This is a genomic window from Leucobacter sp. 7(1) (genome assembly GCF_900163635.1).
Taxonomy (GTDB): domain Bacteria; phylum Actinomycetota; class Actinomycetes; order Actinomycetales; family Microbacteriaceae; genus Leucobacter.
In genome coordinates this window covers 1-8,887 of sequence record NZ_FUID01000079.1, presented here as the reverse complement: position 1 = coordinate 8,887, position 8,887 = coordinate 1, and the positions used below count along the sequence as shown (strand labels likewise).

The following is an 8,887-nucleotide window of genomic DNA, read 5'->3' as shown; positions in this document are numbered from 1 at the left end:
ACGTTTGACGAGTAAGCGGTGGCCATCTGCATCCCGTCGGCGGCTTCCGAAGGCTCTTGCAGCGACAGTTCTTCCGTAGCTCTCGCAACCCGCCACGCTCGCAGGGTCGACATTTGTGAGACTCGAGTTCATCAATAACTCGCTACCGAGATGATGACAAACAACAGCGTCCGAAGATAGAAACAGGCTCGGCCGAGCCGCTGCCAGCTCGTGCTTCGAGAATCGCCAGGAGCCGGATCGAGCGTGACACTCCACGATGCTGAAGCCCACCCGCTGAACGACATCTAGTGCAGCGGAAGATTGAACATGCTCCGGTAGTCCCAACTGGCGTTGCGCCAGTTTTCCGAGTCGAGGCAATGCCGAGTATCGACGATAAGCGGGCGTCGGACCGTGGGAAGGAGTGCTTCCGGGTTCAGGTGCCGGTATTCCGGCCAAGCAGTAGCCACTAGCGTCACGTCGGCTTCCCGCATCGCCTCCTCGGCGGTGCGTACGAACTCGAGCCGGCTGTCCGCTCCGCACGACGCGACCACTACAGGATCCGCGATACGCACGCGCAGCCCGGCGCTTATGAGTGCGTGTGCGAGAGCGATCGAGGGTGACTCGCGCGTGTCGTCTGTATCAGCTTTGAAGCTCGCTCCGAGGATCGCGACCTGCGACCCCGGCGTTCAAGGAGCTGTGCAATAACCCACTCGGCGATGTGCTGCCTCTGTACGGTGTTGATTATGTCGACTTGAGCGAAGAACTGGGCCGCCTCCATGGCGCCTGCATGCTGGGCATAGTACGCGAGCCCGCGGGTGTCTTTCGGGAGACAGCCCCCACCGTACCCCAGGCCTGGGTTCAGATGGGAGGCGCCGATCCTGGTGTCGGTACCGAGAAGCTGCGCTGTCTGGAGGGCATCGGCGCCACTGGTCGCGGCAAGTTGCGCGATCGTGTTGATGAAGGAGATCTTCGTGGCAAGGAACGCGTTGGTGGCGAGTTTCACGAGTTCAGCGGTCGCGAGATCCGTGATGACGCGATGAGTCCCTGTGTCGAGGATCGGTTGATAGACCTCATCGAGCCGACCAGCGGCTTCCTGGCTGCTCACACCGTAGATGAGCCGTTGGGGGGCGAGGGTGTCTCGCACTGCGGTTCCCTCTGCGAGGAACTCGGGATTCCATGCGAGCTCGGCATCGGGGCTCTCTCTGTGAAGCTGGGCAGCGAGAGCCACTGCTGTCCCGGGCGGGACCGTGCTCTTGCCGACGACGAGATCGCCTGGCTGTAAGAAGGGTACAAGGGACCGCAGCGCGCTTTCGAGGTAGCCAGCGTTGAACCCCTCGTGAAAGGCGAGTTCGGGTGTGCCAACTGTGAGAAAGTGAACCCTTGCTCCCATTGCGGTGCTCGGTTGGCTAGTGACGTCGAGCGTACCGTCTGTGAGTGCCGAACGGACAAGATCCGCGAGTCCAGGTTCGTGTATTTCGAGCGTGCCATCAAGAATCTTGCCGACGCGTTCCGTATTCGTTTCGATTCCGACGACCCTGTGCCCGAGCGAGGCGAGGGCGGCGGCGTGGACGAGGCCGAGACGCCCAAGCCCGATGACAGATACTCTCATTCGTTCTCTTCCTGAGTGCCTGGGTCCCGCTTCCCGATGCTGAAGATCCTTCTTGCGAAGCGCTTCCACAGTCGTTTCGCGCCGTAGTAGAGGTCTTCAAGCTCTTCACGGACCGTGGGAGGTTCCTCGTCTTCTCGCCTCGCAGGCCCACTCAACCCGATCCACAGGATCAGAACCATGCCCGCGAACAGCGTGGTGAGTGTAGAGAGAATGGGCCACACAGTCACGCTTCGAAGAGGGTATGACCGATGAACTGACCTTCTTCGCATCCGGGTGGTATCGCGAACACAGCAGAGCCGATGTGCACGATCCATTCGTTGAGGAGATCGAGCTCGTCGAGGCGTCGCTGCACTGGTGCGAACTGCGTTGCAACGTTGTATTGGTAGGCGGTGAAGATGAGCCCGGAGTTCGAGATCTCATCTCCCGTGGGAAGCTGATCGTAGTTGTAGGCGCGACGGAACATCCGCTCGTGCGGGTCTGCTGAGCGAGCCCGTCGGATGTGTGCGAACTCTGCGATGACCGGGAAGCCGATCGGGGTACGAGCTTCGAAATCAGGTTCGTCGTGCTCTTTCGTACCGGTGAGTGGTGCCCCGGAGTCCATCCGGCGGCCGACCGCTTGCTCACGTCCGCTGCGGTCGAGCCGATCCCACTTGTCGAGCAGCATCTCGATTCGTCGTACGACAAAGCCTGTTCCGCCATCGAGCCAGGCCGGGTTTGCGACGGGGCCTTTCCAGACGACGCCCGCGAAGTCGTCACTCCCCGGTGACATGTTGACGGTGCCATCGAGCTGCCCGAGGAGATTCCGCTGGGTCCTGCCGGGCTTCTCTGAACCATAGGCTCGTCGGAACCCCTGCTGCACCCACCGCAGTGACCCGAAGGTGCGTGTGTCTTTGAGGAGCATGCGCTGAGCATGGGCCACGGTCAGTGGATCATCGGAGGCGATCTGCAGCAGCAGATCACCGTCGTTCCACTCTTCTCGGAGCCGATCGAGCTTAAACGCCGGGATGCTGTCAAGCCAGTCTGGCCGGGCCGCAGGGTTCACGATATCGACAAGGCGTCGACCGAATCCGAAGGTGATGGTGAGCCGCGCAGGCCGCAGGGAGAGCTCGGGTTCCGAATCCGCCAACGCGTAGGTTCCCTGCGTGAGCCTGGCCGCATCCTCGGTGAGGATCATCAGCATGCGCCGCACATCTTCGCGGGTGATTCCTTCCCGCAATGTCACGGCCACCAGGGATTGGTGAGCCTGTGGCACCATCTCGATCCCTGCCTGATGGACACCATAGAACGGGATAGTCTCGCCGCCTCGCAGCTGCTCCGCATCCTCGAGCGCCTCAGCACGTGCCGCGGCCTCTCGGCCCGTGACAAACCCATCGGCCCCAACGACCGCGACCGCTCCTGCCGCGGCCGCCACACCACCGAACAAGAGGCGACGCCGCGACAATCCCGACGACGGCTCCTTCGTGAAATCTGCTCCCGTCCCGTCAGTGGGCGCCACGTCTTCCTGCTTACTCATCGACATAAGTCTCGTTCGCGCCCGTGTAGTCCTTTGCCGGGGCTTCGAACTCGAATACCGACCCGTCCTCCAGCTCGAGAGCGAACGACACAGTGTTTCCGGCGAGCACCGGATCCACAATGTCCATGAGCATCAGATGATTCGCGCCCGGCTGCAACACATACTCCGAGTTCGCCGGGATCACGAAGCCACCATCCTTCTCCCGCATCACCATGTTCCCGTCCGCATTCTCGACGGTCTCATGCAATTCCATGATGGGCGAGGCATCAGACGTGGCCGACACCACACGGATATCTTCGCCGCTGTCATTGACCAGCACTCCGAAAGCTGCGGACATGCCAGATTCGGCTGCCTTAACCCACGCATCCTGGATGCTGATCGTCGAAGACTGTTCCTGGGACGCGCTCTTCGACGACGCAGAAGGAGCGCCGGACTCGTTACTCGCGGGAGTCGTGCTGCATCCAACTACGCCGAGTGCGAGCGCACCGGCCAGCGCGAAGGATGCGGTGACTCTGGGGAGGGAGACAGACTTCATGATGTGGTTCCTTTCGAACGTCGAGAAGACCTGGTTTTTACGACACGGCCCAATGCAAACAACATCAGCGCGGCGAGCGCCCCCGCACCTGCGAGCAACGCGGTCCGCAAATGCCCGGAATCGCCTGAGGTCTTATCGTCACTTGCGCCGTCGAGCGAGAACTCGCCCTGATTGGCATTGTCTGCTGCAGACACCGGCGAATCCGCAGAAGCAGGTTCCGGTATCGGCAGCGCATCTGAGACATCGCCGACCGAGAACAAGAAGCTCTCACTAATGGGATGCCCGTCACTCGACACGATCCGCCAGCGCACCTGATAGTTGCCATCGGGCAGCGGGCTCTTCAGCTGCTGCGTCACCGTGAAACCTGAGAACGATGGTTCGCCTTCTTCCCACGACTCGCCTTCCGCGTCGACGACCATGATGATCGCGCCAACCGAAAGGGGCTCACCAGTGAACGTCAATGCGACTTCGTCAGGTGACGTGTCGAAATGTTCTCCAGCGGCAGGTGTCTGATTCGTCACCTGATCATGCGCATAGGCGGGTACCCCCGAGGCAAAGATCAGCCATGCGATCACGCTGAGTACACCAAGGAGTACGGCAACAGGCCGATGGGCGACGGTTTGGTGAGACATCGCCACTACTCTACAACATGTAGTTCTAAACTTGATACTCAATCGCTCTGAGTGGCACGATTCCAGCCGGGATCACCAGAACCGGCAAGATCTTCGCTGGTCACGCGTCCGAAGCGGGTCGCGCATGATGGATCGCGCGTCGCTTAATGAACGTCCAGGCCGCACCAGCCCCGAGAACAACGATGGCGAGGACGACTAGCGACAGCAGCGGGATGGCTGGGGTGGTATCGCCTATGAAGCGTTGTTCCCAACCTCCCGCGGGATCCTCTCCGGTGGCCTCCCACCCGTCTGCGATGAAGCGCAGCGAAGGTGCTCCGACGCCGATGACTTGCACCGAGTCGAATGAGGTGCCAGAAAGAGTGCCGCCGGGGAGAACCACCACGTCTTCAAGAACCGCCACCTGAGACGGGTGAGAGAACAGGGTGGTGACGTCGATCTCGAGCGCGCCAGTCACGACAGTGGTTCCGGTATTGCGAAGCTCGTAGCGTGACTCGCTACGTATCGGCGTCAGCGGCCATGCGCTCACTCCGTCGAGTGACAACGTGCTGGTGGCCTCGAGCTGTGTCTTTCGACCTTCACCTGGGATTCTGAGCAACAGCGGAAAGTTGAGGCTCCTGCCGCTGACCGCGTCGGTAACAACAAGACCAAGCGGATAGTCCCCATCGTGGGCGGTGTTGGGTACGCTGATCGCTAACGGAATGCTGCCCGATGCGCCGGCTTGCACCTCGACTGGGCCATCCGCTTCGGCTCTGCTCACCCAGTTGCTCGGATCGAGACGCGAATCCGCCTCACGGTACTCGAGCATGCCCTGCGGTGCGAATACTGCGATGGAACTGATCAATAGAGAAATCACGTTTGCGGAGGTGTTTTCAACCTCGACGGTGATGGTGTCGCGTACGCCGGAGAATGCTTCTACCGCGACGAATGGGCCGAGTGTTGCCTCGCTCTCGGCGATCTGCACTGACCATGACCCCGAGTTCTGCTGGGTCTGGGTCGAAGGAGTCGTCGCATGAGCAGGGGCGCTCGTTCCTAGCAGTGCGAGCACCACTGCGGCGATGACTCCGCGTATTCGCATGCTTAGTTCACCTGCCGGTCACGGTCGAGCCAGTGCTGTTCGCGCAGCGTGCGGCGCAGGATCTTCCCACTCGGGTTTCGTGGAATCGTGTCGACGAAGAGATATTGGGTCGGTCGTTTAAAGGCAGCAAGCCGGTTTCGTAGGAACAGGGCCAGCTCCCGACTCGTCGGTATCGTGTCGTGAGGGACGATGTATGCCAGTACGGCTTCGCCGGCGCCGTCGTCGGGTACCCCGATGACGGCGACGTCCTTTACGGCCGGGTGCTCGGCAAGCGCGTTTTCAACTTCTGCGGGGAAGACGTTTTCGCCCGCGACGAGGATCATGTCTTTGACGCGATCTTCGATGAACAGGTATCCCTCGGCGTCCAGTCGGCCGGCATCTCCGGTGCGAATCCACCCTTCGATGAGAGTATCGGCGGTCGCTTCGGGGAGGTTCCAGTATTCGAGCATCGCTGCGGGGGTGCGCAGCCACACTTCACCGACTTCTCCTTGAGGCATCGGAGATCCTTCTTCGTCAGTAATGCGCACTTCTACTCCGGGGTAGGGGCGACCGGCTGCTCGTAGCCGCTTGGAATCCGGGCCGTGCTGGTCGGGTGGGAGGCAGATAGCTGTGTTACCGGTTTCTGTGAGGCCGTAGATCTGTGCGAAGTCAGCGCCGAAGTCGCGTGCCGCACGGCGGAGCAGCGACTCGGTGATGGGGGCGCCACCGTAGATGATCTTGCGAAGCGTCGTGAAGTCGCTGAGACTCCCAGGCGCGTTGAGGATCTGTCGCAGCATCGCGGGCACGGCGATCGCGGTGGTGATGCCCAGAGAACGGATGGCAGTGCGCGCGGTCACCGCGTCGAACTCCGGCATGCTGAAAACCGTCACCCCAGCGTGGAACGCTTGAGTGGCGTACCAGAGCCCTCCAACGTGGAATCCGGGGATGCCGATCATCGCGATATCGCCATCACACCAATCGATCCAGTCGAGGTTCGCGTTGCCAAGTGCGTCGCGGATTGCGGTGAAGCTGCGCTGCCCGAGCACGACGCCTTTCGGGAGTCCGGTAGTGCCACTGGTGTAGAGCTGCGCGATCGGCGTATCCGGATGCGCCTCGAACGGCGCGGCCTCGGATCCGGAGTCTCGCCAGACAGTGAAGCTCGGGAGATCTGCGATGATCTCGGTGCGGCCGGTGAGCCCGACGAGGGGGTGGTCGTGGTCGATGAACACGAGTGCTGCGTCTGCGTCGTCCACAATATGCTCCACTTCTGCGGCAGACAGAGCGGGGTTGATGGGGACGAGCACTGCGCCGGTGGCGGAGGCGGCGAAGAGGAGTTCCCAGTAGCCCGGGGTCTCGCGCCCGAGGCAGGCGATGCGGTCGCCGGGACGAATGCCTGCGGAGCGGAGCGCGCCGGCGAGGCGTGTGCTGCGGTGGTGAAGCTCCCTGTAGCTGACGGTGGCGCCTGTCGGGGTGAGAATCGCGGCATGCTCAGGAGCATGCCGCGCGTGGAACGCGATCGTGTGGTTGAGGGTGGTGAGATTGGGATGGAAGATCACGGCATGTCCTTGCTTGGCGATGGTTGTGCGGGAGTGAGCGCGGACCATACCTGCGCCAGTGCGGCGGGGTCGCTGAGTATGCTCAAATGGGTGCCCGAGATGCGGTGCACCTGTTCCGGAATCGCGAGTCCACCTGCCCACCGTGCGGCCTGTTCGGCGTTCTCATCGGATACGAGGACTCTTGCGTATGGCGGGAGCGGTGCGGGCCTGTGACGGTTTTGGACGCGGATGCCCTGTTCCCAGAAGATTGTTTGCTGGACTGGAGGTGAGTAGCGCACAACTCCGGCAGTGGCGACGCGGAGGTGGGTGCGCAGTCGCTGGCTCAGCGGTGGTGGTGAAGCAGTGCTGCTTGCTTGGCGGTAGTCAGCCACGGAGGCGGAGTCGATGCTTTTCAACACGGTATCGAGGAGCAGCAGCCGCTCGACCGTTCGCCCTTGCCCAGCGAGGAGCTGTGCGACGCCCGTGGCGATGTGACCGCCGAATGAGTGCCCGAGAAGCGTGTACGGGCCTTGGGGCTGTTCGCGTAGCAGGGACTTGAGGTGACGACGTGCGTGCGAGCGAACGGTCCAGGAGGGAACCGCTCTCGATTCGAGACCGTGCGCTTGGTAGGCGATGACGGCGCAGCCAGGGTCAGCCATGGATGCGAGGCCGAGGAAGCTGACGCTCCCGGCTCCCGCACCTGCGAAGCAGTGCACCGTGGAGGTCACCGTTCCGGGGCTCGTCAATCTCCGGTGCGCGGGGGTGTGACGGGTAAAACGGGTCCTCTGAGTGGTTTCGATGCGTGCGGCGATCTCGGCGAGTGTCGGCTGCCCGACGAGTACCTCCGCCCCGAGATCGACCGCCAGGCGGCGGCGTAGGAGCACCAACACTTTCTCCGCAGCGAGCGAAGTTCCACCGAGCTCGGCAAAGCGATCATGTCTGCTGATCGGTTCAATTCCCAGCACCGTGCCCCACGCATCGGCGAGTACTTCTTCAAGCGGCGTGGCCGCGGGAACGACTTCTTCTGTCACGAACGGCCTCCTCTGTTGAGGATCACGACTTGTCCCGAATAGGAAAACCCGCCACCGAACCCGAGCAGCAAAACCGGTCCGTCCCCAATCGCTCCTCGCGCGAGCAGGCGAGATATTGCGACGGGAATCGTCGCTGCAGAAGAGTTGCCCAACTCGGTAACCTCTTGCGCAGTCAGTTCAAGAGGAATCTCAAGCTGGGTAGCGAGAGCAGCGATGATGCGCAGGTTCGCTTGGTGCGGAATGAACCCGGCAAGGTCTGCGGCCGTGATGCCGGCCTGTTCGAGTGCGTCGCGAGCGACATGTTGGGCACGGGTGATGGCCCAGCGAAACACTGTCTGTCCTTGCTGTCGGAAGAGGTGATCCGGTGCAGCGATGGTGATGGCCTGCGCAAGATCTGGGTCTGACCCCCACGCCACCGGACCTACACCGGGACGCTCAGAGGCAGAAAGCACCACGGCCCCGGCACCGTCCGCCATTAGGATCGCAGTGCTACGATCCTGCCAGTCGAGCACTTCGCTCATTGCATCCGCACCGACGACCAGTGCGTGGTCGGCCGCGCCGCATCTGATTGCATGGTCGGCGATTGCGAGCGCCTGCGAGAACCCGGCGCATGCCGCGTTCACATCGAATACTGCCGGAGCAGTAGCTCCGAGGTGCGCCCCCAGTTGCGAAGCGAGCGACGGGCAGCGGTCGGGAGCAGTCATTGTCGCGACCACAATCAGGCCCACAGCAGAAACGGAGATGCCCGCATCTTGGAGCGCATGGTCAGCCGCACGGGTTGCGAGGCCGAGTAGTGTTTCGTCGGCGAGGATGCGGCGTTCGCGTATCCCGGTTCGCGTCACGATCCAGGAGTCATCGGTGTCGAGGAATGCCTCCAGCTCAGAGTTTGGCATCCTGCGGGATGGCAACGCATGACCGATCCCGCAGATGGCGGATCCTGTGCGCGGGCCGTCCCCTTCATTCGGTCCGGTCGCTGTGCGAGTCGTCGGTTTCCGATTG

The 8,887-nt window shown here is 62.2% G+C and carries 10 protein-coding genes; all 10 read right to left on the bottom strand.

Annotated features, from left to right (window positions below; translation table 11 throughout):
* Positions 1–284 precede the first annotated feature (284 nt).
* Positions 285–590 carry a UDP binding domain-containing protein gene (locus FM113_RS15025; RefSeq protein WP_254909035.1) on the bottom strand — a complete coding sequence of 102 codons (306 nt, stop codon included), beginning with the start codon at positions 588–590 and terminating at the stop codon, positions 285–287.
* Positions 566–1,588, bottom strand: coding sequence for a nucleotide sugar dehydrogenase (locus FM113_RS15020; protein WP_087015643.1), 1,023 nt, complete (start codon positions 1,586–1,588; stop codon positions 566–568). Before FM113_RS15020 ends, FM113_RS15025 begins: the two co-directional genes overlap by 25 nt.
* On the bottom strand, positions 1,585–1,815 hold the full coding sequence (locus FM113_RS15015; RefSeq protein WP_087015642.1) for a hypothetical protein: 231 nt from the start codon (positions 1,813–1,815) through the stop codon (positions 1,585–1,587). Before FM113_RS15015 ends, FM113_RS15020 begins: the two co-directional genes overlap by 4 nt.
* On the bottom strand, positions 1,812–3,101 hold the full coding sequence (locus FM113_RS15010) for a Dyp-type peroxidase (protein ID WP_087015645.1): 1,290 nt from the start codon (positions 3,099–3,101) through the stop codon (positions 1,812–1,814). Before FM113_RS15010 ends, FM113_RS15015 begins: the two co-directional genes overlap by 4 nt.
* Positions 3,094–3,636 (bottom strand): copper chaperone PCu(A)C, encoded by a 543-nt coding sequence (locus FM113_RS15005; RefSeq protein ID WP_087015641.1) that lies wholly within the window; start codon positions 3,634–3,636, stop codon positions 3,094–3,096. Before FM113_RS15005 ends, FM113_RS15010 begins: the two co-directional genes overlap by 8 nt.
* Entirely contained in the window at positions 3,633–4,268 is a 636-nt protein-coding gene (locus FM113_RS15000; protein ID WP_140393387.1) for a copper resistance protein CopC, read from the bottom strand. Before FM113_RS15000 ends, FM113_RS15005 begins: the two co-directional genes overlap by 4 nt.
* A gap of 100 nt (positions 4,269–4,368) precedes the next feature.
* Complete coding sequence (locus FM113_RS14995; protein WP_087015639.1) at positions 4,369–5,343, bottom strand: hypothetical protein; 975 nt, start codon at positions 5,341–5,343, stop codon at positions 4,369–4,371.
* A gap of 2 nt (positions 5,344–5,345) precedes the next feature.
* Positions 5,346–6,878 (bottom strand): long-chain-fatty-acid--CoA ligase, encoded by a 1,533-nt coding sequence (locus FM113_RS14990; RefSeq protein ID WP_217896029.1) that lies wholly within the window; start codon positions 6,876–6,878, stop codon positions 5,346–5,348.
* Positions 6,875–7,888 carry an alpha/beta fold hydrolase gene (locus FM113_RS14985; protein ID WP_087015637.1) on the bottom strand — a complete coding sequence of 338 codons (1,014 nt, stop codon included), beginning with the start codon at positions 7,886–7,888 and terminating at the stop codon, positions 6,875–6,877. The genes FM113_RS14990 and FM113_RS14985 overlap by 4 nt, the downstream gene beginning before the upstream one ends.
* Positions 7,885–8,817, bottom strand: coding sequence for a beta-ketoacyl-ACP synthase 3 (locus FM113_RS14980; RefSeq protein ID WP_254909034.1), 933 nt, complete (start codon positions 8,815–8,817; stop codon positions 7,885–7,887). Before FM113_RS14980 ends, FM113_RS14985 begins: the two co-directional genes overlap by 4 nt.
* Positions 8,818–8,887: the final 70 nt, after the last annotated feature.